We start from the raw sequence: 25,648 nt of genomic DNA, 5'->3' as shown, positions 1-25,648 counted from the left end.
TCAGGCTAGCTCGATCAGCGCCTCACCACCGGCCACCGCGTCGCGGGTGCCGACCAGAACTCTGGCCACCGTGCCGGCGTGCGGCGCGGTGATCTCGGTTTCCATCTTCATCGCCTCAAGCACCAGCAGCACTTGACCCTCGGTGATCTCGTCGCCCTCGGCGACCAGAATGCGAGCGACCGCCCCCGACAAGGGCGCTACCACGGCGTTGGCCGAGGCCGCCTGCACCGAGGCGGTGGTGGGGGCTGCGGTCGAGCTGCCGCCGCCGATGACCAGCGAGCCGAGCGTCGGACGCTCCCGCTCCTCGACCTCGACCTCGATGTCATAGGCAATGCCGTTGACGGTGACCTTCAGTTTCATGTTCGTGTTCCTCAGGCTTTGCGCAGGTGCAGCGGGTCGTGGGCGTGCTGCCGGCGGCGGGTGCCGCTCTGCCAGATCGCGGAGTTGGAGAAGGACGCCTGGCGCCGCTTCGCGCGGTGACCCAGGTAGGCGGCCACGGCGGCGGCAATGGCCACCATGGTCTCTTCGGGCACCTCGGCGTTGAGCAGCCGCAGGTGCGTGATCTCGACCTCCATGGCGGTGACCCGGTCGGTCAGCGCCTGCACCATCGAGAGCAGTTCGGCGTTCTGGTCGCTCATCGTGACTGCCTCACACCGGGCCGAGGCCGTGCTTCTTGGCCGGCCGCAATTGTCGCTTCGCGGTCAGCAGTTCGAGCGCCATGGCGACCTTGCGCCGGGTGTCGCCGGGGTCGATCACGTCGTCGACCAGGCCGCGGGCCGCGGCCACGAAGGGCGTCGAGAAGGTGTTGCGGTACTCCTCGACCAGCTCGGCGCGGCGGGCGTCCGGGTCGTCGGCTGCGGCGATCTCACGCCGGAACACCACCGACGCGGCACCCTCGGCACCCATCACCGCGATCTCGGCCGTGGGCCAGGCGAAGACCTGATCGGCACCCAGGTCTTTTGCCGACATGGCGATGTAGGCACCGCCGTAGGCCTTGCGCAGCACCACCGTGATCTTCGGCACGGTCGCCGCGGCGTAGGCGTAGAGCATCTTGGCGCCGTGCCTGATGATGCCGCCGTGCTCCTGGGCGACGCCGGGCAGAAAGCCGGGAACGTCGACGAAGGTGACGATCGGAATGTTGAAGGCGTTGCAGAACCGGACGAACTTCGACCCCTTGTCGCTGGCGTTGATGTCGAGCACCCCGGCCATCACACTGGGCTGGTTGGCGACGAACCCGACGCTGTGCCCGTTGACCCGGCCGAAGCCGACCACCAGGTTCTGCGCGTAGCCGGCCTGGACTTCGAGAAAGTCGGCGTGGTCGACCACCCGGCCGATCACCTCACGAATGTCGTAGCCCTTGGTGCCCTCGGCCGGAACGATGTCGTGCAACGACGGGTCGTACTCGACGTAGGGGTCGGGGTCGAGGACCGGCGGATCCTCGGTGTTGTTCTGCGGCAGAAAACTGAGCAGCTTCTTGGCGATCAGAATCGCCTGTTCGTCGTCGTCGGCCACGAAGTGGTTGACCCCCGACACGCCCATGTGCGCATCGGCGCCGCCCAGGGCGTCCTGGCTCACCTTCTCGCCGGTGACCTGCTCAATCACGTTGGGCCCGGTGATGAACATGTGCGCCTTGCGGGTCTGGATGACGAAGTCGGTCAGCGCCGGGCTGTAGGCCGCGCCGCCGGCGCACGGCCCGGCGATGATCGAGATCTGCGGCACTGCGCCCGACAGCAGCACGTTGGCGTAGAACACCTGGCCGTAGCCCGACAGCGAGTCGATGCCCTCTTGCACCCGGGCGCCGCCGGAGTCGTTGATGAAGACGAACGGGGTGCCGCACTTCAGCGCGGACTCCATCATCTCGACGACCTTCTTGCTGTGCGTCTCGCCCGCGGACCCACCGGCCACGGTGAAGTCCTGGCTGGCGATATGCACCGGACGCCCCAGCACCGTCCCGGTGCCGGTGACCACGCCGTCGGCCGGCATGTCGGCGACGTCCATGCCGAAGGCGACGGTGCGGTTGCGCCGAAACAGCCCGATCTCTTGAAAGCTGTCCTCGTCGATCAGGGCGTCGATCCGCTCACGGGCGCTGAGCTTGCCCTGCGCGTGCTGCTTCTCCAACCGCTTCTCGCCGCCGCCGGCCCGGGTGACGAGGCGCTTGTCGAGCAGTTCGTCGACCCGCTGCTTCATGTCCTTGGTTTTCGCCATGTCGTTCATGCCCTCTCGACGGTCACGCGGTGCTGGCGCCCGCCCATGCTGACCTGGTAGGTGATCGGCCCGGTGACCGCGTTGCCCGAATCGGACGTGGCCTCCGCCTCGGCCTTCAACTGGGCCTCGGTCTTGCCCACGTTCTTCGGACCCTCGGCCCGGGTGCTGAAGAAGCCCGGCGCCACGCCCGGGAACATGGCGTAGGTGAGCACATCGGTGTCGGTGCCGTCGAAGCCGTCGAGCGCGGCGGCGTCCGCGCTCAGCGTGCTCCACTCGGGTTGCAGCAGATCGGCCGGACGTACCGTGATCGGGTCCTTCTTGGCCTGCGCCTGAGCGATGGCGACCACCTCGGGGTTGCGCTCGCCCATGCATTCGCCGTAGTAGCCGAGCATCAGGTCGGCGAACTCGCCGGTCAGCACCTTGTAGCGGCCCATCAGCGTGTTGAACACGGCCTGGGTTCCGACGATCTGGCTGGAGGGCGTGACCAGCGGCGGGTGCCCGGCATCGGCCTTGACCAGCGGCACCTCGGCCATCACCTCTTTGATCCGGTCGCCGGCGCCCTGCGCCTTCAACTGGCTCTCCATATTCGACAGCATGCCGCCGGGAATCTGGCTGGCGAAGATGTCGGTGTCGACCAGCGTGGCCGACTCGAAGCCGGCGTATTTGGGCCGCACCGTGGCGAAGTGATCGCGAATTCGGATCAGCCGCTCGGCGTCGAGCTCGGTGGTGTAGGGCGTGCCCTCGAGCATGGCCACCAGCGACTCGGTCGGGTTGTGCCCGGGGCCCAGTGACATCGAACTGATCGCGGTGTCGACCACGTCGGCACCGGCCTCGATGGCCTTCATCAGGGTGACCAGGGTGACCCCGGTGGTGGCGTGGCAGTGCACGTTGACCTGGGTGTCTTCGCCGTAGGTCTGCTTGATCCCGCGAATGATGTCGTAGGCGGGCTGCGGTTGCAGCAGCGCGGCCATGTCTTTGAGTGCCAGCGACTGCGCGCCCATGTCGAGCAATTGGCCGGCGAGCTTCACGAAGCCATCAACGGTGTGCAGCGGCGAGATCGTGTAGCAGATGGTGCCCTGGGCGTGCTTGCCGGTGTCGTTCACCGCCTGCATCGCGACCGCCATGTTGCGGGGGTCGTTCAGGGCGTCGAACACCCGAAAGACGTCCATGCCGTTCTCGGCCGAAGCGTCGACGAACCGCCGCACGACGTCGTCTTCGTAGTGCCGGTAGCCGAGCAGGTTCTGGCCACGCAGCAGCATCTGCAGCCGGCTGTTGGGCAGCAGCTCGCGAAAGGTTCGCAGCCGGGCCCAGGGGTCTTCGTTCAGAAAGCGGATGCAGGCGTCGTAGGTGGCCCCGCCCCAGCACTCGACCGACCAGTAGCCGGCCGCGTCGATGTCGGCACAGGCATCCACCATGTCTTCGAGCGCCATGCGGGTGGCCATCAAAGACTGGTGGGCATCGCGCAGAGCGACCTCGGTCACCCCAACGGTTCGCTGACTCATGAGAGCAATCTTGTCACCCGACTACTACTCCATGTCGTAGTTCGGTGAAATCCTGCTGACTGAGATCGGTTTTCTTGCGACCTGGGACGACCTGCCGATCAGCACTCGATCACGTTGACCGCCAGGCCGCCGCGCGAGGTCTCTTTGTACTTGGTCATCATGTCGGCGCCGGTGTCACGCATGGTCTTGACCACCGTGTCGAGCGAGACCAGGTGGTTGCCGTCGAAGTGCAAAGCCGTACGGGCGGCCGCCACCGCCTTGACCGCGGCGATCGCGTTGCGTTCGATGCAGGGCACCTGCACCAGTCCGCCGACCGGGTCGCAGGTCAGCCCGAGGTTGTGCTCCATGCCGATCTCGGCCGCGTTCTCGATCTGCCGCGGCGTGCCGCCCATCACCGCGGCCATCCCGGCCGCGGCCATCGCGCAGGCCGAGCCGACCTCGCCCTGGCAGCCCACCTCGGCACCTGAGATCGACGCGGTGGTCTTGATGATCACGCCGATTGCGGTCGCGGTGAGCAGAAAGCGGACGATGCCGTCGTCGTCGGCGCCCGGCATGTGACTGCGGTAGTAGTGCAGCACGGCTGGAATGACCCCGGCGGCACCGTTGGTGGGGGCGGTCACCACCCGCCCGCCGGCGGCGTTCTCTTCGTTGACCGCCAGGGCGTAGGCGATGATCCAGTCCATGTCGGTGAGCGCGTCCGACGCAGCGACGGTCAGTTGCCGGTGCAGCAACGGTGCCCGGCGCAGCACGTTCAGCCCGCCGGGCAGGCGCCCGTTCGTACCAAAACCGTTGCGGACGCACTCCTGCATCACGCCCCATACCCGCAGCACCCCCGCGCGCACCTCGTCGGGGGTGCGGGTCGTGGACTCGTTCGCCCAGACCACCTGGTCGATGGTCAGCCCGTGCTCGGCGCAGACGGCCAGCAGTTCGTCGCCGGTGCTGAAGGGGTAGGGTTCCTCGGCCTCCGCGCGGGGAGTCCGCTCGCGTAGTTCGTCGGCGTCCACCACGAACCCGCCGCCGATCGAGAACATCACCCGGTCGGCGATCAGGTCACCGTCCGCACCCACGAAGCGAAAGCGCATGCCGTTGGGGTGCTCGGGCAAGGCGCGGCGGCGGTGCAAGATCAGGTCGCCTGCCGGGTCGAAGGCGATCTCGTGCCGGCCCAGCAGGCTGATCCGATGCTGCGTGAGCACCCGCTCGACGGTCGGCCCCACCTGGGTCGGCTCGACCGTTTCGGGAGCCTCACCGAGCAGGCCGAGGAGCACCGCCCGGTCGCTGTGGTGGCCGCGCCCAGTCGACCCGAGCGACCCGTACAGGTCGACCCGCACCCGCACGACGTCGGTCAGCCGACCCTGCGCCGACAGGTCGTGCAACACCCGGTTGGCGGCTCGCATCGGCCCAACCGTGTGCGACGACGACGGCCCGATGCCGATGCTGAACAGGTCGAAGAAGCTGAGCGTCACCCCTCAACTGTAAGCACTGCGCCCGAGCTCACGGTCAGTCGTCCTTCTTGCGAATGGTCGGCATGCGCTTGCGGAACTCCTCTTCGAACAGGTGCTTCACCGCCGAGGAGTCGATCACGCCCTCGACCGTGGTGGGCAGCTTGCCGGCGGCCGCCTTCTGGCACACGGTCAGCCAGGCCTGCCCCATGGCCAGGGTGAAGCCCGACGCCACGGAGGCATTGATCACACCGCCGGCGATGCTGCCGGCACCGGGAATGAATGTGAGCAGGTTGGCGGCCGCGCTGCGCCCCAGGGTGGTGGCGACGCCGGTGGAGGCCGCGGCCAACAGCGCGGCCCGGTCGAACGGCACCTGATAGAGGTGCGCGATCCGGCCCATCATGGCCAACTGCATGGGCACCAGCAGGGCCGCCGACGAGAACGGGATGGGTACCGCCGCGGCCCCGGCGGCCGCCGCTACGGTGCCGTTGATGTGCCGCTGCGCAGCCTTGTGCTTCGCCGCCAGATCGATCGTTTGGGCGGCTGTGAGAGCTGACTGAACAGCCTCAGGAACAACGTGAAAGGTGGCCTGTAGGACGTCCATCAAGCCGTAGGGCGGCTGACCGGTGAACTGGTCCCTCATCGCGTAGGTCATGAACGGACGCCCGCCGACGATCGGCAGCTTCTTGGCCTCGATCTGGCGGGCCAGCTCGACGGCGTCGGGGTGGTACTGGCCCTGGCGCATCGGCACCTGAGTGAACACCATCAGCACGGGAATGCCGAGCTCGTGCAACGTGCGGACGAACGTGGCCTCGACCTCTTCGAAACGGCGGTCCATGCCACGCACGCAATACCAGGCGACGTGGATCTGCTCGGCCACCGGCTTGCTGCGCATCTGCTTCACATACTTGGTGACCTCTTTGATCAGCTCGCCGTCGTCTCGTCCGATCTCGAGGCCCCGGGTGTCAACCAGGCCCAGCGTGCCGCGGGTGTCGAGGTACAGATGGGTGTCGAGGGTCACCGGGTCACCGATGCCGGTCGCCGCGACCGGCTCGCCGAAGATCGCGTTGATCAGGGTGGACTTGCCCACCCCGGTCTTGCCGAAGACGGCCAGGTTGAACCGCCCCAACTGGGCGGCCTGTTTCTCGAACTCGCTGCGGAATGCCTCGGTGAACCACTGTGTCACCCGACCAAGGGTAGGGGCGAGATCCGCGCCGAGACGGACCCCGCTACCCCCTGGCCGCGTAATAGCTTGTGAAAACCGCAATTCGATGACGAATCCTGGAGGCCACGATGAGCGTGCTGCGCACCAAGTCGATCGAACAATCCATCGCCGACACCGACGAGCCGGAGTACCAGCTCAAAAAGTCTCTGACCGCGCTCGACCTGACGGTGTTCGGGGTGGGCGTGGTGATCGGCGCCGGCATCTTCACCCTGACCGGACGCGTCGCCCACCAGATGACCGGCCCGGCGATCGTGATCAGCTTCATCGTCGCGGCCGTGTGCTGCGGGCTGGCCGCCATGTGTTACGCCGAGTTCGCCTCCACCGTGCCGGTGTCGGGGTCGGCCTACACCTTCAGCTACGCCTCGCTCGGCGAGGTGTTCGCCTGGATCATCGGCTGGGATCTGATTCTGGAGATGTTCCTCGGCGCCTCGGTGGTGGCCCAGGGCTGGAGTGCCTACTTCGGTGTGCTGCTCAAGAAGCTGGGGCTGTCCCTGCCCACAGCGGTCAGCTACGGCGGCGTCGTCGACCTGCCCGCGATCGTGCTGGTGCTGGTGCTCGGCCTGCTGATCACCATCGGCATCAAAGAGTCGATGCGGGTCAACCTGGTGCTGGTCGGGGTGAAGCTGTTCATCGTGCTGTTCGTCATCGTGGCCGGCCTGATGTTCATCAATCCGGCCAACTACAGCCCGTTCATTCCCGACCCGGCACCCTCGGCAGCCACGACCGGCTTCTCCTGGACGCAGCCGCTGCTGCAGTGGCTGACCGGCTCTGCCCCCAGTGTGTTCGGCTGGGGCGGAGTGTTCGCCGGGGCCGCCCTGGTGTTCTTCGCCTACATCGGCTTCGATGTGGTGGCGACCACTGCCGAAGAGGCCAAGAACCCGCAAAGGGACCTGCCGATCGGCATCATCGCCTCGCTGACGATCTGCACGATCCTGTACTGCGCCGTCGCGCTGGTTGTGGTCGGCATGGTCAACTACACCGAGATCGATCCCAGCGCGGCGCTGGCGAACGCGTTCGCCCATCACGGCCAGGACTGGATGGCGACGCTGATCTCGGCGGGCGCCGTGGCCGGCCTGACCACCGTGGTGCTGACCCTGATGATCGGCGCCACCCGGATCATCTTCGCCATGTCGCGCGACAACCTGCTGCCGATCAGCCTCGCCAAGGTGCATCCGAGGTTCAAGACGCCGTGGAAGATCTCGATGATCGTCACGGTCGTCTGCGCGATCACCGCCGGTTTCACCCCGATCGGGGTGCTGGAAGAAATGGTGAACATCGGCACCCTGACCGCGTTCATCCTGGTGTCGATCGCCGTGGTGGTGCTGCGCCGTAAGCGGCCCGACCTGCCGCGCGCGTTCACGGTGCCGCTGGTTCCGGCGCTGCCGATCACGTCGGCGCTGATCTGCTTCTACCTGACCCTGAACCTGTCGCTGGAGACCTGGGTGCGGTTCATCGTCTGGATGGCCCTGGGCTTCATCGTCTACTTCTCCTACGGCTACCGCAAGGCGAGGCTGGCGACCGGCGCGCCGCTGCCGCACGACGTCCAGGCCGCGATGGACGACGGGGTCGTGAAGCGCCCGGACGCCCAGTGAGACGGCCCTGATCGGGCCGCTGCTGGCGCTCGGGTCGGCACTCACCTGGGGCGTCGCCGACTTCGCCGGGGGCACGCTGAGCCGGCGGCTGCCGTCTGCTGCCGTGGTCGGGGTCTCGCAGGCGTGTTCGCTGGTGTTGCTGCTGGTGGTGCTGCCGTTCGTGCCCGCCGCGTCCGACTGGGGCTGGGCCGGCTGGTCGGTGCTGGCCGGCGCAGCAGGTTCGCTGGCGCTCGTCTGCTTCTACCGGGCCCTCGCCTTCGGCACGGTCGGGGTGGTGTCGCCGATCTCGGCGCTGGCGGTATCGATCCCGGTGGTGGCCGGACTGCTGGCGGGCGAGCAGCCACACGGCGTCCAGTTGGCCGGAATCCTGGTCGCCTTCGCGGGCGCCGTACTGGCCAGCGGCCCCGAATTGCGGGGCGAGCAGCACGTCAAGCAGCAGGCCGTCTGGTTCGCCCTGGCGGCCGCCGCCGGCTTCGGCGTGACGATGCTGGCGATCGCGCGGGGGGCGGCGTCCTCGACGATTTTCACGATGGTCGGCATGCGCACCACGTCGGTGATGGGCTTCGCGGTCGCCGCGGTGCTGGTGCGGAGCGTGGGCGGGGTGAAGGCGTCCGACCTGCCGAAACTGGCGCTGCTCGGCCTGGGCGACGTCGCGGCGAATGCGCTGCTCGGCTTCGCCAGCACCCTCGACCTGCTGTCGATCACGGCGGTGCTGTCGGCGCTGTACCCGGTGGTCACCGTCGGGCTCGCCGCGGTGCTGCTTCGGGAACGCCTGAAGCCGGTGCAGCTCGCCGGGGTGGCGCTGGCGTTCGCCGGCGTCGGGCTGATCGCGGCCGGATGAACCTCACGGATCGAAGAGCAGCCGGGGCCGCCCGCTGCGCGGATGCGTGACCGGGGTCACCCGGACGCCGAACACGGGCTCCAGGACGTCGGGCGTCAGCACCTCTTCGGGCACCCCCTCGGCGATCAACTGACCGCCCTCCAACACCGCGACGTGATCGGCGTAGTCGAGAGCCAGGTCGAGATCGTGCAAGGCGAGCACGACCGTGCGTCGGGCCCGCTTGATCACCTCGAGCAGTTGGTACTGGAAGCGGACGTCGAGGTGATTGGTCGGCTCATCGAGGATCACCAGCGGAGTTCGCTGCGCGAGCGCTCGGGCCAGCAGGACACGGCGGCGCTCACCACCGGAGAGTCCCGCCCTGCGGTGACAGCGCGATTCGAAAGACCGGGGTCAGCCCCAACGCCTGATCATCGCGATCCGCTGCTCGACTTGTTCGGTGCTGGCCCGGGCCAGTGGTGGGCCGCCACACTGCCGGCGCAGTTCGGCATGCACGTGGCTGTGCGGACGTCCGGTGGCCCGGGCGTGCTGCGCGACCAGCGTGTTCAGCTCCTTGCGGCGGGCCTCCAAGGCGCGGTGCAGGGCAACCTCGGGCGGCAGCTTCTCGCGACGTTCGGCCCTGTCGTGGCGACTCACCTGGCGACGTTGCCGTTCCCGCAACAGGTGACCGATCTGGTCGGTTTCGAGTAGGCCGGGCAAGCCCAGGTAGTCAGCCTCGTCATCGGAGGTCGGGACGGCATGCATGCCGAACTGCTGGGAGTCGAACAGCACGTGGTCAAAGGTGGCCTCCGAGGTCAGCGCCTCGAAGCTGCCCTCCAACTCGTCGGCCGCCTTTTCGGCGCGGTTCGCCGCAGCCAATTCGGCGTCGGTCTCGTCCCACACCTCTTTGGCAGCCGGAGCCCCCAGCACGTGGTCCCGCTGCCGCTCCAGGGTGGCCGCATGGGCCAGGATGATCGGAACCGTCGGCAGAAAGACGGTGGCCAGTTCGCCGCGTCGCCGGGCGCGCACAAAGCGTCCGACCGCCTGGGCGAAGAACAGCGGGGTCGAGGTCGCGGTGGCGTAGACCCCGACGGCCAGCCGGGGCACGTCCACCCCCTCCGACACCATGCGCACCGCCACCATCCAGCGCTCGTCGGACGCCTCGAACGCCTCGATCCGCTTGCTGGAGCCGGGGTCGTCCGACAACACCACGGTCGGCTTCTCGCCGGTCAGAGAGTCCAGCACCTTGGCGTAGGCCCGAGCCTGAGTCTGGTTGGTGGCGATCACCAGGCCACCGGCATCCGGCAGGTGGCGACGCACCTCGGTGAGCCGCCGGTCGGCGGCGGCCAGCACCGCCGAGATCCACTCCCCCTTCGGGTCGAGTGCGGTACGCCAGGCCTGCGCGCTGACGTCCTTGGTGAGCAGCTCGCCCAGGTTGGCGGCCACGGTCTCGCCCGCCTTGGTGCGCCAGCGCATCGGACCGCCGTAGTTCATGAACACCACCGGCCGCACCACATGGTCGCGCAGCGCCTCGGCGTAGCCGTAGGTGTAGTCGGCGCGCGACACTCGGGTGCCTCCCGGCTGCTCGTCGTAGGCGACGAACGGAATCGGGTTGGCGTCGGATCGAAACGGCGTGCCGGTCAACGCCAAGCGGCGCTTGGCAAGGCGGAAGGCTTCGGTGACCGCCTCGCCCCAGCTCAGCGAGTCGCCGGCATGGTGCACCTCGTCGAGAATCACCAGGGTGTCGTCGCGAGCCACCATCGCCTCGTAGCTGAGCATGCCGGCGGCCACCCCGGCGTAGGTGACGGCGACCCCGTCGAACTGTTTCGACCGGCCTTTGCGACGCCCGGCCAGACCGGGGTCGAGCTGAATGCCGGCCTTCGCGGCTGCGTCGGCCCATTGCACCTTGAGGTGTTCGGTGGGGGCGACCACGATGATCTTCTTGACGGTGCGCTCGTGCAGCAACTCGGAAGCCACCCGCAGCGCGAACGTGGTCTTGCCGGCGCCGGGGGTGGCGACGGCCAAGAAGTCGGTGGGCGCGGCCTGCTGGTAGCGCTGGAGCGCCTCGGCCTGCCAAGCCCGCAGCTTCGCCGAGGTGCCCCAAGGCGCCCGCTGCGGGAACGCCGGGGGGAGCCGCTCGATCGCGGAGTGACTCATCGACGGGCTCGCGGGTGGGGGTCGGGCAGGCACATAGGTAGGCGACCTTAGCCCAGATCCGGACGCCGCACTTCCTGGTGCGCGCCCGTCAGCAGGTCCGGGCTCCGTCGCAGGGCCGGAGCCACGCGCACCGACGCACTGAGGTCCACGAAACACGTTTCCCGAGCAGTCCGCGGAGATCTGCGCGTTATGAAAGCGCCGGTGCGTCGTCGAGGCCCCCGCCGCGGAGAAATGAGCGTTTTGCCCCGCCCGGGGCGGGGCCATAACTCGCGTTTCCGCGCGGACCCGCCCAGAGACCGCCGCAGCCCGCCTAGAAACGCACGTTTCGGCGCATCGGGCCCGGCGACCGGCCGACGCTCAGGCGACCACCCTCGGACCGCCGGCCGCCTCGAGGTGGCCGACACCATCGGGTCGCGGCGGGTCGTCGTCAACCTCGAGCCGGACCCGGACACACCGACGCGATCGCTCGCCCGTGGATCACGGTTCCCGGCGAAGAGGACGGCAACTGCCGGCCCGGCGAGCCTGCCGCCGGGGAGTTCTGGTTCGACTATGCGCTCCGGCTGATTCGCCAGCGGCACTGACCGCCTCCCACCATCCGTGGCTCACGCCTCGTTGAGTAAGCGCTGATCGTCGTTGGTCGAGCTTGTCGAGACCTTGCGGGGGATCCGGCGCTGGCAAGGGGTTTCGACACGCTCAACCAGCGGGTTGCGTTGATCGCGCTTCGTTGACGCGAAGCAGTCGCCGAAGTTGAGCCTGGCCAGCGAGCCGCGCCCACGTCCATAGCGTTCGAACGCCAGGCGCGCCCGGCGCGCCTGTTCAACAGTCACCGGCTCGATCTCCACTACAGCCTCTGCCACGAGTCGATCGACGAGTGTGGTCCCCACTGCTCTCGGCCACCTCGGGGCCGTCGCCATACTCCTTCAACAGGCGTTCCAACGCCTCTTCGTCGGGGGTTCGACCAGCGACCAGCGACCAGCTCGACGATGCCGAAGCCGACACCCTTGGCAGAACGCGGATCAGCGCCTGGTGTCGAGCGTCGCGACGACGCCCGCTCCGAGAATGAGCTCGTCCCGCGTGACGAGCGGAACGTTGTTCCGAGTCGCCTGCGCGACGAGCATCCGGTCGAAGGGATCGCGATGCGCCCAGGGCAGCCCACCGGCGCGGATCGCATCGTTATGGTCGATCCCGAGCGGGGTCGCCTGCAGATCGAGCAGTGCCCGATCCCAGGAGGCGAGTAGACGTTCACCGCCGGCCAGCTTCCCCTGCCTGGTCTTGATCGAGACCTCCCAGGCGGTCGCGGCGGAGACCAGCAGCTCCACCGACGGGTCGTTCAACTCCGCCATCGCGGCGCGTGCGATCCGTCCCGGCACGATCGTCATCTCGAGCAACGTGCAGGTGTCGAGCAGCAGCGTCCGAGCAGCCCCACTCACCCGACCTCTCCCCACTCGGCTAGTTCCTCCTCGGTCAGCGGCGCATCGAAGTCATCGCCGATCGTGATCAGCCCCGCGAACCGCCCGAAGGTGCGTGCCGGCGCCTCCACCTTCGAGAGCACCGCCACGGGACGTCCATGACTCGTGATCGTGAAGCTCTCGCCGCTCTCGACCTCGACCAGCAAAGCGTTGAGCCTGGCCTTGGCTTCCGTGGTGCTGACGGTCTTCACGCCTCTAGAATAGACCCTTCGGACCGGTTCGCTAGGTCTGTTTGGTCGCCGAGTTCGCTACGGTCTCGGCAGACTCCCGCCGCCAGGGTCGTCCGCTCGGACACCGTAGAATCATCCGGTTGCCCTATCGAAAGGTCCCCGTATGCCCGTCCGCGCTGACCTGCGCAATGTCGCGATCATCGCCCACGTCGACCACGGCAAGACCACCCTGGTCGACGCCATGCTGTGGCAGTCCGGCGCCTTCCGCGCCAACCAGGACGTCGAGAAGCGGGTGATGGACTCGATGGACCTGGAGCGCGAGAAGGGCATCACCATCCTCGCCAAGAACACCGCCGTCGACCACGTCCGGCCAGACGGCAGCTCGGTCACCATCAACATCATCGACACCCCCGGGCACGCCGACTTCGGCGGCGAGGTGGAGCGTGGCCTGGAGATGGTGGACGGCGTGCTGCTGCTGGTGGACGCCTCCGAGGGTCCGCTGCCGCAGACCCGGTTCGTGTTACGCAAGGCGCTGGCCAAACACCTGCCGATCGTCGTGGTGATCAACAAGGTCGACCGCGCCGACGCCCGGATCAGCGAGGTCACCGACGAGGTCTACGAACTCTTCCTGGACCTGCTCGACGACGACGAGGCCGACAAGCTCGACTTCCCGGTGGTCTACTGCGCCGCCAAGGCCGGACGTGCCTCGCTCACCCAACCCGAGGACGGAGGCCTGCCCGATTCGGAGAACCTGGAGCCCCTGTTCGGCGTGATCATGGACGCCATCCCGGCGCCGGTCTACACCGAGGACGCGCCGCTGCAGGCGCACGTGACCAACCTGGACGCCTCCCCCTACCTGGGCCGGCTGGCGTTATGCCGGGTGATCAACGGCACCCTGCGCCGGGGCCAGAACGTTGCTTGGTGCCGCACCGACGGCAGCGTGACGAACGTGAAGCTGTCCGAGTTGCTGATGACCCACGCGCTGGAGCGGCAGCCGGCGGAGGAAGCCGGGCCGGGCGACATCGTCGCGATCGCCGGCATTCCCGACATCATGATCGGCGAGACCCTCTCCGACCCGGAGAATCCCAAGCCGCTGCCGCTGATCCACGTCGACGAGCCGTCCATCTCGATGACCATCGGCATCAACACCTCGCCGCTGGCCGGCAAGTCCGGCACCAAGCTCACCGCCCGGCTGCTGAAGGCCCGGCTGGACGCCGAACTGATCGGCAACGTGTCGATTCGGGTGCTGCCGACCGAGCGTCCGGACACCTGGGAGGTGCAGGGCCGAGGCGAGCTGCAGCTGGCCGTCCTGGTCGAGATGATGCGCCGCGAGGGTTTCGAGCTGACCGTCGGCAAGCCGCAGGTGCTCACCCGGGTCGTCGACGGCAAGGTGCAGGAGCCGTTCGAGCGGCTCACCGTCGACATTCCCGAGGAGCACGTCGGCACCGTCGCCCAGTTGATGGGCACCCGGCGCTCGCGCATGGAGCAGATGATCAACCACGGCACCGGCTGGGTGCGCATGGAGTACGCCATTCCGGCCCGGGGCCTGATCGGCTTCCGCACCGAGTTTCTCACCCAGACCCGCGGCACCGGCATCATGCACCACGTCTTCGAGGGCTACGAGCCGTGGGCCGGCGAGATCGTCACCCGCTCGACCGGCTCGCTGGTGGCCGACCGCACCGGCGCGGTGACCTCCTACGCCTTGTTCAACCTGCAGGATCGCGGCGTGCTGTTCGTGGCGCCGACCGAAGAGGTCTACCAGGGCATGATCGTCGGCGAGAACCCGCGCAACGAAGACATGGACGTCAACCCCACCAAAGAGAAGAAACTCACCAACGTGCGCTCCTCCACCGGTGAAGAACTGGAGCGGCTGATCCCACCGCGGGTGCACTCGTTGGAGCAGGCGCTGGAGTTCTGCCGCGGCGACGAATGCCTCGAGGTGACCCCGTCCCACGTCCGGCTGCGCAAGGTCATCCTGGACGCCAACGAGCGGGCCAAGGCACGGAACCGGGCCAAGAAGGCGTAGACAGCCACACCCGTCCAGTGCCGCGGCGCCGGATGGGTGACGGTGGTGTCGCCGCCCCCTTTTGGTGCGCGCCGACCCGAGCCCCGCGCGGCAGACACCGATGGTGAGATCGGCGAACCAAATTGAGGAGAGCCGGGTCCGGAACGCTTCCTCCCTTGCGTTCCGACCCGGCTCGATCCTTCGCACCACCTCAGGCAGTCCCCCGACCGATTTTCGCGTCCCCCCGAATCGCGACTCCGGTCCTGCCCTGTGTAGTGGCCTTGCCCCCCAACACGAGGAACTCTGCCGCAGCAACCTCAACGTTTCGTAAACGCAGCCTCGGAACCTCGCCAAGGTTTCAGTGATTCATCATGATGCTTGTCATGGCGCATCACGATGCGTACGCTTCGGGCATGCGTACCACCGTGAACTTGGACGACGACGTGGCGGCTGCCGTCGCCCGGCTGCAACGCGAGCGCGGTCTCGGTTTCTCCGCCGCCGTCAACGAACTTGCTCGGGGCGGAATCGCGACACACCGCGTCGACTTCCGCTACGTCCACCCCTCCTACGACCTCGGCCTGCAGGTTGATCTGACAAGCGTGGCGGACACGCTCGAGTTGCTCGACGATCTGGAGCGGGCAGACGAGCATGCTTCTTGACGCCAACATCCTGCTCTATTCGATCGACAGCTCCAGCAGGCATCACGCTGCCTGCGCCACCTGGCTGTCGGACGCGTTCGCCGGTCTACGCCGGGTTGGCCTGCCCTGGCAGACCATCGGCGCCTTCCTCCGGATCTCCACCCACCCGAGGGTGTTCGCCAGGCCGCTTCGACCTGATCAGGCATGGGAGATCGTCGAGCAGTGGCTGAACGCGCCCAATAGCTGGATTCCGGAGACCTCGGACGCGACTGCGCGCATCCTCGGCGGTTTGATCGCCGATCTCGACCTGCACGGCAACCTGATCACGGACGCCCAACTGGCCGCGCTGGCGATCGAGCATGGCGTCGCCGTGGTGTCGGCCGACACAGACTTCGCCCGATTCCCTGGTCTGCGCTGGGTCAATCCGATGGCCGGCTGAAGCGCTCGCTCTCGACCCATTCCTCCACCGTGGTCGGGTCGACCACCGCGTCGCACGGGTAGGGTCTAGCACCATGGCTGAACACCCCGCGCACGGCGTCCGCTCAGAGGTCGGACGGCTGCGAACAGTGATGCTGCACCGTCCCGGCAACGAGTTGCGCCGGCTGACCCCGCGCAACAACGACGCGCTGCTGTTCGACGGCCTGCCCTGGGTCGATCGCGCCCAGGACGAGCATGACGCCTTTGCCGATGCGCTGCGCAGCCGCGGCGTCGAGGTGCTCTACCTGAGCGAGTTGCTGATCGAAACCCTCGCCGATGCGGACGCCCGCGAGACCGCCATCGCACACACCATGACCGACCTTCGGCTGGGCGACACGTTGCGCGCCTATCTCACCGCTCTGCTGCACGACAAGGGGCCGGACGAGCTGGCCGAGATTCTGATGGCCGGCCTACGCAACGACGAGGTGACGAACACCGGCAGCGTGGTGGCGGCCCTGCACGCTCCCGACGACTTTCTGATCGACCCGCTGCCCAATCTGCTGTTCACCCGTGACTCGAGCGTGTGGGTGGGCGACCGGGTGACGATCACGTCGCTGGCGATGCCGGCCCGGGTGCGCGAGACCCAGCTCACCGAGCTGATCTACCGATTCCATCCGCGATTCGCCGGCACCGAGCACATTCACGGCTGGGACAAGGAGTTTCTCGAGGGCGGCGACGTGCTGGCGCTGGCCGAGGGGGTGCTGGCGATCGGTGTCGGCGAGCGAACCCGGCCGGCCGGCGCCGAGCGGCTGGCCCGGACGGCCTTCGCCGAGGGCCTGGCCCACACCGTTCTCGCGGTGCCGATCGACCAAGACCGGGCGACCATGCACCTCGACACGATCTGCACCATGGTCGACACTGACGCGATGGTGATGTACCCCAACGTGGCCCATCGGCTGGCCGCGGCCACGATTCGCCCCGGTGACGACGACGACCTGGTGGTCGAGCCGCTGCGTCCGTTCCTGGACGCCGCCGCCAGCGCGATGGGCATCGACCGGCTACGGCTGATCGACACCGGCCTCGACCCGGTGACCGCCGAGCGCGAGCAGTGGGACGACGGCAACAACACTCTGGCCATCGAGCCCCGGGTGGCGATCGCCTATGAGCGCAACGTCGAGACCAACGAACGGCTCACCGCGGCCGGCATTGAGGTCGTCGCGATCTCCGGCTCGGAGTTGGGTTCGGGACGCGGCGGGCCGCGCTGCATGTCCTGCCCGATCAGCCGCGACGCGCTCTAGGAACGCACTGACTTTCGTCGGTCGAGCTTGTCGAGACTTCTCCGGCTTCACGGCCTGACAAGGGTTTTCGACCGGCTCAACCGACGGTGGACAGGCTCCGCGGCATTCCCCCAGGGAAGCGCTGGTCAACGCAGCCACCGCTGGTTGAGCTTGTCGAAACCTCTTGCCGACGCCAGATCGACGGGTCTCGACAAGCTCGACCAACGACAATCAGCGAGCCGCCCCTAGACCCGGCGCAGCCAGCCGTGCCGGTCCTCGGCGCGTCCGTACTGGATGTCGAGCAGGTGGGCCCGGATGGCCTGGCTGATCGTGCCCGGGGTTCCGTCGCCGACGGTGAAGCGGCGATCGCTGCCGTTCACGCCCGGGGCGGCGAAGCCGACGATCGGGGTGACCACGGCCGCCGTCCCACAGGCCAGCACCTCGGTGATCGCGCCGCTACCGACGCCGTCGAAGACCTCGTCGATGGCGATCCGGCGCTCGACCGGGCGCAGCCCGTGCTCGGGCGCCAGAGTGAGGAGCGAGTCGCGGGTGACGCCGTCCAAGATGGTGCCGGTAAGCGCGGGGGTGACCAGTTCGCCGGCGGCGGTGACGAACATGATGTTCATCGTGCCGCACTCCTCCACCCAGCGGTGCTCGGCGCCGTCCAGCCAGATCACCTGGCCGCAGCCGTGCTCGGCGGCCTCGTCGGCTGCGGCGAGGCTGGCGGCGTAGTTGCCGCCGCACTTGGCCGCGCCGGTGCCGCCCTCGGCGGCCCGGGTGTAGTTGGGGGTGGCCCACAGGGTCACCGGGTCGGGGTAGTAGGGGCCGACCGGTGTGGCGATCACGCAGAACGTGTACTCCTTGGCCGCCCGGACGCCGATCAGCGTCTCGCTGGCGATTTCGAACGGGCGGACGTACAGGCTCTGCTCGCCCTCCGGCGACGGAACCCAGTCGCGATCGAGGTCGACCAGTTCGGTGACCGCGGCGACGAAGTCGGCCTCGTCGACGGGCGCCATCGCCAGCCGCCGCGCCGAGGAAGCAAACCGGGCCGCGTTCTTGTCGGGACGGAACAAGGCCACCCCGCCGTCGGGCTGCCGGAACGCCTTCAGCCCCTCGAAGATCTCTTGGCCGTAGTGAAACGTCGCCGCACCCGGGTGCAGCTCGAACGGACGCCGCGCGACGATCTCGCGGCTGTGCCAGCCCTGACCCACAGCCCAGGTGGCCAGGGCCATGTGGTCGGTGAAGTTCGCCCCGAAGACCGGCTTCGCCACGATCGCGGCGCGCTCGTCGGCGGACGTCGGGTGATCGGTGCGGGTCAGGGCGAAAGTGGTCATTGGAGCAATGTAGCCGGGCCGCGGCGAAGCCGATGAGCAATTTCACGCCCTTACCAAGCGCGTCGAACCCCTCTAGGTTCGACGCCACATCGAAGGAGGTGGCGGTGCCCACAGTTGCCGCATTCGTGACGGCCCCGCGCTGCCTGTCACCGTGTCTATCACCGTGCTGTCACCGTGTGTATCACCGTGCCTGGGCCGTCCTCTTCGCCCTGAGAGGAGTCGTCGATGGATCCCGTCCTGGTGCTTGACGCCGACATGACCGTGGCAGCCGCGCGCGCCGCCATGGCCCTGATCACCCCCGGCACCGCCTTGGTGGTGCGCCGCCGCGACCCACGCACCGACTACGGCACTCTGCTGTGGTACCCCCTCGATCAAGACGACCGCGAGCAGGTGATGGGCACCGCCATCGACCCTGCCCTGCCGCTGGGCGTGTCGCTCGACCTGCACGAGCACGCAGCCTGTGCGGTGCGGCAGCTCACCCACCCCGACGTGGTCGGCGGGTTCTGGACCGGACTGGTGGTCGACGGCGCCCGAGCCGTCGGCTGGATGACCGCCAACCCGCACGACAATCGCGGCCCCGAGCGTGGCCTCGACTTTCCGATGGCCCCACCGACCGCCGGCGCCGCGGCCCCCGAGGCCGCGCCACCAGAGGCCGCACCCACCGACGTCACCGCCTACACGCGGGTGGACGTGCCCGAGGCGGTGCTGCCCGGGGCCCAGTTCGACGTGGTGGTCGGGTTGTCCCTGCACGCCCAGCCGGGCGTGCAGGGAGCCGTGATGCACATTGCGGCGCAGCCCGAACCGGGCCAGCCACAAGAACTCACCGTGCAGGTGAAGGCCGAGAACTTCACCCTGCCGAACGGGGTGCGCTACACCGTGGCCTTCGACCCGGCCGATCTGGCAGCGGGCGTGGTTCGCATTCCGGTCACCGCCCCGGCGGTGACCGAGCTGTGGCGCGGGCGGATCGAGGTCGAGTACAGCCGCAACGGACTGCTGATCGGCACCGCGTGGCGCGAGGTGCTGGTGAGCCAGCAGGCGCCCGTGGCCGCGCCGCTGTCGACCGCCGGCGGCGAACTGGCCGTCGAACTCGACCAGACCGTGCCGATCGACCTGACCGTGTCGATCAGCCGCGGCCAGACCGACGGCACCTTCTTGTGGACCTACACCACCCCGCACCCGGTGCCGCTGCCCGACGTGCAGGTGATCACCAAACTGGCCGACGAAACCGCCGAGACCCTGGCGCTGCGGCACGTGCGCGAGATGGCCCGGGTGGACGGCGACCCGAACGCCGAGTTGCGGGTGCTGGGCGTGGCCCGGGTGATCGCCGACCTGCTCACCCAGGCCAGCTTCTGGCCGGTGCTGACCGCGGTGTGGAAGATCGCCCACGACGCCGGACGGCTGCCCACCCTGCTGCTGGTGTCGCAGGAGTCGTTGATTCCCTGGGAGCTGGCCAGCACCGAGGCCGACTACGTGATCGACCCCGCCCTGCCCGATCCGTCCGTCCCGCTGCTGCTGGGCACCCAGTTGATCATCGGCCGCTGGCGTCCGGCCGGGCCCGAGACGCCGTCGGGGCTACGCCGTCCGAGCACCACGCCCGCCCAGGCGATGGCGGTCAAGGGCTTGGCCGTGGTGGTCGGCGAGTTCGGCCCCAGCTCGGGCTTTCGCAGTTTGAAGGAGGCCATCGAAGAGGGCCAGCAGCTCAAGAAGGACTATCAGGCGGCGTGGATCAAGGGCACCGCCGCCGAGGTCGCCACCCTGCTGAAGGGCCAGTCGACCGTCGACGGGGTACCGCTGGAGGCGCAGGTGCTGCACGTGGCCTCGCATGGCGAGGTCGACCCTGACTCGCCGCTGAACACCGGCGTGATCCTGTCCGACTCGGCGGTGCGCATCGACGAGACCATCGTGATCGGCTCCACGTTTGCCCGCAGCGCGGCCCCGCTGGTGTTCCTGAACTGCTGCCAGTTGGCCACCGACAGTGGCAGCTCGCTGATCGAGGGCGGCCTGGCCGCGGCCTTTCTGCAGGCCGGCGCCCGGGCCTTCATCGCGCCGCTCTGGTCGATCGACGACGCCATCGCCAAAGCCACGGCGCTCACCTTCTACGCCGAGGCCTTGGGCAAGGGCCGTCCGGTCGGTGAGGTGATGCGCGAACTGCGCGCCCGTTACACCACGGAGTTTCCCCAGCACGACCAGACCACTCCCCTGGCCTACGCCTACTACGGGCACCCGGCCCTCACTCTGACCCGGCAGGAGACGCACTGATGGCCAACCTTGACGGCACCGGACGGCAGGTCAGTCTCGGCCAGGGCATCAGCCTGCGCGCCCCGGGCCTGCGCGGCAGCGCCGAGGCGCACAACGTCGCCGCCGGCGGCGACACCCGCGCACCCGAAGCGGACGGGTCGGGCCCCGCTCTGGACGCCGCACTGACCCGGGAGGGGTTCCTGCGGCTGCGGGTGATCACCCTCGACGTGGCGCCGGTGCCGCACGCCCCCGCCGGCGATGGTCGCTCACCGGTCACCGACGTCGACGGCCTGGAGGTCACCGTTCCCGACCTGGGCGAGGACGTCGCCCAGGTGATGCTCGCGGTCGACGAGAACGGCGCGGTGAGCTGGAACTTCCCCATCGACTCCGGTGACCGGCCGGCGCCCACCACGCGCGGCTCGGGCGGCAGCGTGAGGTTCATCGTGCCGGCGTTCGCGGCCCAGCCCGACCCGGGTGCGGGCGGCGCCAACCGCAGCGTGTTCGGCCTGATCGGACGCAAGGTGCTGGAGCTGGTCGCCCTGCCGCTGGCCGGACTGGTGGTGCCGCCGCTGGCCGGCGCGGCGGCCCGGCTGTGGGAGTCGAAGTCACGTATCGCCCGGGCCCGCACCTTCACCCCGGCCAACTACACCAGCACCGACGTGCCGAGCCTTGGCGACGCCGACTGGCAGCGCCTGGCACAGGGCCGCAGCCTCTGGTTCGTGCACGGCACGTTCGTCAACACCCCGTCGGCGTTCCAGGCCTTTCCGCCCGACGTGCTGGCCTCGCTGAGCGCCGCCTACGGCGGACGGGTGGCGGCTCTCGACCATCACACGCTGGGAGCGTCGCCGGTTGAGAACGCCGACCTGGCGCGCGAGCTGATTCCGGACGGGCTCGAACTCGACGTCGACATCGTCTGCCACAGCCGCGGCGGGCTGGTCAGCCGGGCCTTGGCCGGCCAGGGCACCGACCCGGTGTTCAACGTGCGCCGCATCGTGCACGTGGCCAGCGCCAACCACGGCACCGCGCTCGCCACGCCGTCGAACCTGGTGCCGTTCATCGACCGGGTCACCACCATGGTGAACCTGCTGCCCGACGGGCCCGCCGGTGTCGTCGTCGAGGCCACCCTGACCTCGGTGCTGGTGGTGGTGAAGATCATCGCCACGTACGGGCTGACCGGCATTCCCGGGCTGGCCGCGATGGACAGCGCGGGCGACTTTCTGAGCGGGTTCAACTCGGTCGCACTGCCCGCCGAGCAGTTCGCGGTCGCGGCCGACTACAGCCCCTCGGGCGGCTGGCGCGCCATGGCGGTGAAGAATCTGGAGAACACCGTGGTCGATCGGGTATTCGGCACGGTGGCCAACGATCTGGTGGTGCCCACCGCCGGCGTGTACGAGGGCGACGACGCCATGGTGGTGCCCGAGAACCGCCGGCTGGTGCTGCCCCGGGAGCGTGGCGTCTACCACGGCAGCTTCTTCGGCCAGCCCGATGTCGCCCGGCAGATCGCCGGCTGGCTGACGGGCTAGGGGGCATCATGCCGGCGCTGGACTATCTGGACTTCGACCTGGAGGTCGAAGCCGAGGCGACGCCCGACAGCTACAAGGTGTCGGTACTTTCCTCGCCGCGCGGCGAGGCGTCCGGCCAGATGACGTTCCCGTTCAACTCCGACGCGCTCGAGAACGTCATTCTCAAATTGGGCCGCACCCGCTCGGGCGTCCGGGCCGTCGGATCGCCGACCCAAGACCTGGCACAGAAGTTCGGCGGCACCCTGTACGACGCGCTGTTCAGCGGCGAGGTGGGCACCTGTTTTCGGCGCAGCCTCGACGAGGCGGACAGCCAAGGCAAGGGCCTGCGGGTGCGGCTGCGGCTCGAGAACGCACCCCAGTTGGCGGACGTGCCGTGGGAATATCTCTACCCGACGGGGCTGCGGCAGTTCCTGGTGCTGTCGACCCGCACCCCGGTGGTGCGCTACCTGGAGCTGCCGCAGAAGGTGCCGCCGCTGCGGGTCGCGCCACCACTGCAGGTGCTGGTGGTGGTCTGTTCTCCGGCCCAACTGGCAACCCTGAACGTCGACGCTGAAGTGCAGCGCATCACCGACGCCCTGGCGGGCCTGGAGCAGGCTGGGCAGGTGCACGTCACCGTTGTCGCCCGGGCGACTTTGATGCAAGTGCGCCGGGCCCTGCGCACGGGCGGTTTTCACGTGCTGCACTTCATCGGCCACGGCGGCTTCGACGAGTCGTCGGCCGAGGGCATGCTGGCCTTCGAAGACGAGCAGCATCAGGTCACCATGGTCTCGGGCACCACGCTGGCCACCACCATCAGCGGCTTCGAGTCGCTGCGGCTGGTGGTGCTCAACGCCTGCGAGGGTGCCCGCCAGTCGCCGCTCGACCCGCTGGGCGGCGTGGCTCAGAGCCTGGTCAAGCTGGGCAACGTGCCGGCTGTGGTGGCGATGCAATTCGAGATCACCGACGAGGCGGCCACCGTGTTCTCGGCCGAGTTCTATGCGGCGATCGCCGACGGCTACCCGATCGATGCCGCGCTGGCCGAGGCCCGGGTGGCGGTGTTCAGCGACAACAACGACGTCGAGTGGGGCACGCCGGTGCTCTACCTGCGGGCCAGCGACGGCCGCATCTTCGACGTCGCCTCGGGGGCTGCACCGCCGCCGGCCGGGGCACCCGGCCCTCATCTGGTTCCGCTGGTGACGCCTCCACCGCCATCCGGCCCAGATCTCGGCGCGTCCGCAAAACACGAGCCAGTCAGCCCGTCGCACCCCGTCAACGCAACACCTCCGGCACGGAAACGCCGGATGCTACTCGGGTTCTCGCTCACGCTCGGTTCGCTGACGCTCAGCCTGGGGGCACTGGCCACGTTGACCAATGTGACCGCGATCGCCCCCAGCCAAGTCACGCCAATAGCTACGGCGACGGCGAACCCCACGAGCGAACAGCCACCCACCTCGGCTGCGCCCACCTCGACCGCAACCATTGCCACCTCGTTGCCCGCGGTGCGGGTTGTGCCGACACTCAGGGCGCCCCGTGGCTCGGTGACCATCGACGGCAACACCGACGACTGGCAATGGAAGCTGAGCGCCCGCGCCGACAACCCGATCACCGACACCCGCTCGTCGGCCACCGGCGATATTTACCTGATGTGGGACGACCAGGCGCTCTACCTGCTCGCCATGATCGACGACACCACTAAACGACTGCCCGACCCCAGCCAGCCGACCCGGGCCTGGCGAGGCAACTCGGTGATACTCGAACTGGGGCCCGACAAGAGCGGGCTGATCGACAGCGATCCGGTGCGGCCAGCTCGACGCCTACTACATCTTCGGTCTGTCCAAGACCGGCGCCACCCCGGTGATCGGCATCCTGGGCCCGAACGGCAAGCGCACCGACTTCAGCACCTCGCGTGACGCGAGCACGCTGAGCGCGGCCATCACGACCACCACGACCGGCTGGGTGCTCGAGGCCAGAATTCCTTGGGCCACCTCCGGGCTGAACGGGGTGCGGCAGGGGGCACTGTTCGCGGCGAACGTGAATGTCGCGCAGCGACAGGCGAAGAACCTCGGCAACCTGGGCATGATGAGCACCAACCCCCAGCGAGCACTGAATGTACGCATGCACCCGGCCTACTGGCAGGCCCTGCAACTCGACGGCTGAACGGTTCCGCTTGGTTCAGGGGACGGTTCCGCTTGGTTCAGGAGACGGTTCCGCTTGGTTCCGCAAGCCGTTGCCCACAGGGGCGACCGGCTCAACGGGCCACCAGGGAAACGCTGATTTTTCGCTGGTCGAGCTCGTCGAGACCTCAAGCAGACTGCCCTCACTAGGGGTTTTTACAAGCTCAATGAACGGTGGACGCACTGATCAGCGCTCCCCTAGGCTGCCACCATGGTGCTGCCCGTCCTCAGCCCCGAGGAACAACGCGTGCTCGGCAGCCTGCTCGAGAAGCAGCGCACCGTTGCGGCGACGTACCCGCTGAGCCTCAACTCGCTGCGGCTGGCTTGCAACCAGACGTCCAGCCGCGACCCGATCACCGAACTCGACGACGCCACCATAGAAGCGGTGGCCCGCGAGCTGAAGTCTCGTGGGCTGCTCCGCGTGGTGTGGGCGGGCAAGGGGTCGCGCGCGCTGAAGTACCACCAACTGCTCGACGAGGTGCTCAGCCTGCAGCCCGACGAGCGCGCATTGATCACCGTGCTGCTGCTGCGCGGCGCCCAGGCGCCGGGTGAACTGAAGACCCGCACCGAACGGCTGCACCCGTTCGCCGACCGGGAGCAGGTGGAACAGGTGCTGCAGCGACTGGCCGCCCTGCCGCAGCCACTGGTGCGCCAGCTGGAGCGGCGCCCCGGCCAGCAGGACCACCGCTGGGTGCACCTGCTGGGCCCGGTGGCCGAACCGCCGGGCCCGGTGACCGCGGCGTCCGTCGACCGCGAGGCAGTGCTCGCCGACGGCGCGGCGGCGCGCGATGCTCGGGTGCGCGACGCCTACGACGCGGTGGCCGAGTCGTACTTCGAGCAACTGGGCGACGAACTGGTCAGCAAGCCGTTCGACGTGTGGCTGCTCGAGCGGGTGACGAGCCTGGCCGGTTCGAACCCGATCGTCGACGTGGGCTGCGGACCCGGGCACCTCACGGCGTTCCTGGCCGACGCTGGGGCGCAAGTCAGCGGGGTCGACCTGTCGCCGGCCATGATCGACGTGGCGCGGCGCGAGTTCCCCGATCTCGACTTCTCGGTGGGCAGCCTGTTCACCCTGCTGCGACCCCGCACCGCCGCGGGCTGGGGTGGTGTGCTGGCCTGGTACTCGCTGGTGCACCTGGCCGCCTCCGAGCTCACTCCGGCGGTGGCGGCGCTGGCTCGCACACTGACCCCTGGTGGCGTGCTGGCGGTCGCGGTGCACGTGGGCGCCGAGGTGCGGCGCGCCGCCGAACTGGTCGGCGAGCCGGTAGACCTCGACTTCGTGCTGCACGACCAGGCGCAGTTGCTGGCGGCGTTCGACGCGGCCGGACTGACCCAGCTCGAGTGGTACCGACGAGGACCGGTTGCCGGCGAGGCGCCGACCGAGCGGCTGTACGTGCTCGGACGCGCTGCCGGCTGAGCAGCGCTCGACCCGCCCTCCAGCAACCGATCCTTTGTTCGATTCATATCGATTACACCCTTGTAGTAAA

The 25,648-nt window shown here is 68.6% G+C and carries 22 protein-coding genes and 1 pseudogene; 11 read left to right on the top strand and 12 right to left on the bottom strand.

Annotation, left to right across the window (positions count from 1 at the left end):
- From QM721_RS03945 to QM721_RS03920, 6 genes are all read right to left on the bottom strand, one after another.
- Entirely contained in the window at window positions 1–360 is a 360-nt protein-coding gene (locus QM721_RS03945) for a biotin/lipoyl-containing protein (protein ID WP_415119195.1), read from the bottom strand.
- 11 nt (window positions 361–371) lie between these two features.
- Window positions 372–638 (bottom strand): hypothetical protein, encoded by a 267-nt coding sequence (locus QM721_RS03940; protein ID WP_415119193.1) that lies wholly within the window; start codon window positions 636–638, stop codon window positions 372–374.
- 10 nt (window positions 639–648) lie between these two features.
- Window positions 649–2,205, bottom strand: a complete 1,557-nt coding sequence (locus QM721_RS03935; RefSeq protein ID WP_415119191.1) for an acyl-CoA carboxylase subunit beta — start codon at window positions 2,203–2,205, stop codon at window positions 649–651.
- Window positions 2,206–2,210: 5 nt separating this feature from the next.
- Window positions 2,211–3,707 carry a methylmalonyl-CoA carboxytransferase subunit 5S gene (locus QM721_RS03930; RefSeq protein ID WP_415119189.1) on the bottom strand — a complete coding sequence of 499 codons (1,497 nt, stop codon included), beginning with the start codon at window positions 3,705–3,707 and terminating at the stop codon, window positions 2,211–2,213.
- 98 nt (window positions 3,708–3,805) lie between these two features.
- Entirely contained in the window at window positions 3,806–5,170 is a 1,365-nt protein-coding gene (locus QM721_RS03925) for an L-serine ammonia-lyase (protein WP_415119187.1), read from the bottom strand.
- A gap of 34 nt (window positions 5,171–5,204) precedes the next feature.
- Entirely contained in the window at window positions 5,205–6,332 is a 1,128-nt protein-coding gene (locus tag QM721_RS03920; RefSeq protein ID WP_415119185.1) for a GTPase family protein, read from the bottom strand.
- Between the two features lie 107 nt (window positions 6,333–6,439).
- Between QM721_RS03920 and QM721_RS03915 the strand changes: the two genes are divergently transcribed.
- Window positions 6,440–7,963 carry an amino acid permease gene (locus QM721_RS03915; protein ID WP_415119183.1) on the top strand — a complete coding sequence of 508 codons (1,524 nt, stop codon included), beginning with the start codon at window positions 6,440–6,442 and terminating at the stop codon, window positions 7,961–7,963.
- Between the two features lie 7 nt (window positions 7,964–7,970).
- Entirely contained in the window at window positions 7,971–8,804 is an 834-nt protein-coding gene (locus tag QM721_RS03910) for an EamA family transporter (RefSeq protein ID WP_415120106.1), read from the top strand.
- 3 nt (window positions 8,805–8,807) lie between these two features.
- Here QM721_RS03910 and QM721_RS03905 read toward each other — a convergent pair.
- The 5 genes and pseudogenes from QM721_RS03905 to QM721_RS03885 all read right to left on the bottom strand — a co-directional run.
- A pseudogene (locus tag QM721_RS03905) lies at window positions 8,808–9,152 on the bottom strand (ATP-binding cassette domain-containing protein); the annotation flags it as partial.
- Window positions 9,153–9,194: 42 nt separating this feature from the next.
- Entirely contained in the window at window positions 9,195–10,937 is a 1,743-nt protein-coding gene (locus QM721_RS03900; protein ID WP_415119181.1) for a DEAD/DEAH box helicase, read from the bottom strand.
- A 602-nt stretch (window positions 10,938–11,539) separates the two neighbouring features.
- Window positions 11,540–11,779, bottom strand: coding sequence for a hypothetical protein (locus QM721_RS03895; RefSeq protein ID WP_415119179.1), 240 nt, complete (start codon window positions 11,777–11,779; stop codon window positions 11,540–11,542).
- 174 nt (window positions 11,780–11,953) lie between these two features.
- Window positions 11,954–12,367, bottom strand: a complete 414-nt coding sequence (locus QM721_RS03890; RefSeq protein ID WP_415119177.1) for a type II toxin-antitoxin system VapC family toxin — start codon at window positions 12,365–12,367, stop codon at window positions 11,954–11,956.
- Window positions 12,364–12,597: a type II toxin-antitoxin system Phd/YefM family antitoxin gene (locus QM721_RS03885; protein ID WP_415119175.1), complete on the bottom strand. Its 234-nt coding sequence runs from the start codon at window positions 12,595–12,597 to the stop codon at window positions 12,364–12,366. The genes QM721_RS03890 and QM721_RS03885 overlap by 4 nt, the downstream gene beginning before the upstream one ends.
- 142 nt (window positions 12,598–12,739) lie before the next feature.
- Here QM721_RS03885 and typA point away from each other — a divergent pair, with 142 nt between their 5' ends.
- The 4 genes from typA (at window position 12,740) to QM721_RS03865 (ending at window position 16,934) form a co-directional block, all read left to right on the top strand.
- Window positions 12,740–14,602, top strand: a complete 1,863-nt coding sequence (typA, locus tag QM721_RS03880) for a translational GTPase TypA (protein WP_415119173.1) — start codon at window positions 12,740–12,742, stop codon at window positions 14,600–14,602.
- A gap of 392 nt (window positions 14,603–14,994) precedes the next feature.
- The gene (locus tag QM721_RS03875) at window positions 14,995–15,240 is read left to right on the top strand and encodes a CopG family transcriptional regulator (protein ID WP_415119171.1); all 246 of its coding nucleotides are present in this window, start codon (window positions 14,995–14,997) and stop codon (window positions 15,238–15,240) included.
- On the top strand, window positions 15,230–15,658 hold the full coding sequence (locus QM721_RS03870; protein WP_415119169.1) for a TA system VapC family ribonuclease toxin: 429 nt from the start codon (window positions 15,230–15,232) through the stop codon (window positions 15,656–15,658). Before QM721_RS03875 ends, QM721_RS03870 begins: the two co-directional genes overlap by 11 nt.
- Before the next feature lie 73 nt (window positions 15,659–15,731).
- The gene (locus QM721_RS03865; protein WP_415119167.1) at window positions 15,732–16,934 is read left to right on the top strand and encodes an arginine deiminase; all 1,203 of its coding nucleotides are present in this window, start codon (window positions 15,732–15,734) and stop codon (window positions 16,932–16,934) included.
- Between the two features lie 224 nt (window positions 16,935–17,158).
- On the opposite strand, the gene QM721_RS03860 is transcribed toward QM721_RS03865, so the two are convergent.
- Window positions 17,159–18,247 carry a branched-chain amino acid aminotransferase gene (locus tag QM721_RS03860; RefSeq protein WP_415119165.1) on the bottom strand — a complete coding sequence of 363 codons (1,089 nt, stop codon included), beginning with the start codon at window positions 18,245–18,247 and terminating at the stop codon, window positions 17,159–17,161.
- A gap of 225 nt (window positions 18,248–18,472) precedes the next feature.
- Here QM721_RS03860 and QM721_RS03855 point away from each other — a divergent pair, with 225 nt between their 5' ends.
- From QM721_RS03855 to QM721_RS03835, 5 genes are all read left to right on the top strand, one after another.
- On the top strand, window positions 18,473–20,506 hold the full coding sequence (locus QM721_RS03855; protein ID WP_415119163.1) for a CHAT domain-containing protein: 2,034 nt from the start codon (window positions 18,473–18,475) through the stop codon (window positions 20,504–20,506).
- On the top strand, window positions 20,506–22,008 hold the full coding sequence (locus tag QM721_RS03850; protein WP_415119161.1) for an esterase/lipase family protein: 1,503 nt from the start codon (window positions 20,506–20,508) through the stop codon (window positions 22,006–22,008). Before QM721_RS03855 ends, QM721_RS03850 begins: the two co-directional genes overlap by 1 nt.
- Window positions 22,009–22,016: 8 nt before the next feature.
- Window positions 22,017–23,897, top strand: coding sequence for a CHAT domain-containing protein (locus tag QM721_RS03845; RefSeq protein WP_415119159.1), 1,881 nt, complete (start codon window positions 22,017–22,019; stop codon window positions 23,895–23,897).
- Window positions 23,842–24,144: a hypothetical protein gene (locus QM721_RS03840; RefSeq protein ID WP_415119157.1), complete on the top strand. Its 303-nt coding sequence runs from the start codon at window positions 23,842–23,844 to the stop codon at window positions 24,142–24,144. The genes QM721_RS03845 and QM721_RS03840 overlap by 56 nt, the downstream gene beginning before the upstream one ends.
- Before the next feature lie 228 nt (window positions 24,145–24,372).
- The gene (locus QM721_RS03835; protein ID WP_415119155.1) at window positions 24,373–25,578 is read left to right on the top strand and encodes a DUF480 domain-containing protein; all 1,206 of its coding nucleotides are present in this window, start codon (window positions 24,373–24,375) and stop codon (window positions 25,576–25,578) included.
- Window positions 25,579–25,648: the final 70 nt, after the last annotated feature.

The sequence above is a fragment of the Micropruina sp. genome, assembly GCF_047602085.1.
GTDB lineage: Bacteria > Actinomycetota > Actinomycetes > Propionibacteriales > Propionibacteriaceae > Micropruina.
Note: the sequence above shows the minus strand (reverse complement) of the source record. Positions and strands in the feature narration are given on the sequence as shown.

What these genes read in the sequence shown, in the direction of transcription:
- QM721_RS03935 (WP_415119191.1), bottom strand. Translation starts at nt 2,205, where the DNA reads ATGGCGAAAACCAAGGACATGAAGCAGCGGGTCGACGAACTGCTCGAC.
- QM721_RS03930 (WP_415119189.1), bottom strand. Translation starts at nt 3,707, where the DNA reads ATGAGTCAGCGAACCGTTGGGGTGACCGAGGTCGCTCTGCGCGATGCC.
- QM721_RS03855 (WP_415119163.1), top strand. Translation starts at nt 18,473, where the DNA reads ATGGATCCCGTCCTGGTGCTTGACGCCGACATGACCGTGGCAGCCGCG.
- QM721_RS03915 (WP_415119183.1), top strand. Translation starts at nt 6,440, where the DNA reads ATGAGCGTGCTGCGCACCAAGTCGATCGAACAATCCATCGCCGACACC.
- QM721_RS03940 (WP_415119193.1), bottom strand. Translation starts at nt 638, where the DNA reads ATGAGCGACCAGAACGCCGAACTGCTCTCGATGGTGCAGGCGCTGACC.
- QM721_RS03875 (WP_415119171.1), top strand. Translation starts at nt 14,995, where the DNA reads ATGCGTACCACCGTGAACTTGGACGACGACGTGGCGGCTGCCGTCGCC.
- QM721_RS03865 (WP_415119167.1), top strand. Translation starts at nt 15,732, where the DNA reads ATGGCTGAACACCCCGCGCACGGCGTCCGCTCAGAGGTCGGACGGCTG.
- QM721_RS03860 (WP_415119165.1), bottom strand. Translation starts at nt 18,247, where the DNA reads ATGACCACTTTCGCCCTGACCCGCACCGATCACCCGACGTCCGCCGAC.
- QM721_RS03870 (WP_415119169.1), top strand. Translation starts at nt 15,230, where the DNA reads ATGCTTCTTGACGCCAACATCCTGCTCTATTCGATCGACAGCTCCAGC.
- QM721_RS03835 (WP_415119155.1), top strand. Translation starts at nt 24,373, where the DNA reads ATGGTGCTGCCCGTCCTCAGCCCCGAGGAACAACGCGTGCTCGGCAGC.
- typA (WP_415119173.1), top strand. Translation starts at nt 12,740, where the DNA reads ATGCCCGTCCGCGCTGACCTGCGCAATGTCGCGATCATCGCCCACGTC.
- QM721_RS03845 (WP_415119159.1), top strand. Translation starts at nt 22,017, where the DNA reads ATGCCGGCGCTGGACTATCTGGACTTCGACCTGGAGGTCGAAGCCGAG.
- QM721_RS03900 (WP_415119181.1), bottom strand. Translation starts at nt 10,937, where the DNA reads ATGAGTCACTCCGCGATCGAGCGGCTCCCCCCGGCGTTCCCGCAGCGG.
- QM721_RS03945 (WP_415119195.1), bottom strand. Translation starts at nt 360, where the DNA reads ATGAAACTGAAGGTCACCGTCAACGGCATTGCCTATGACATCGAGGTC.
- QM721_RS03850 (WP_415119161.1), top strand. Translation starts at nt 20,506, where the DNA reads ATGGCCAACCTTGACGGCACCGGACGGCAGGTCAGTCTCGGCCAGGGC.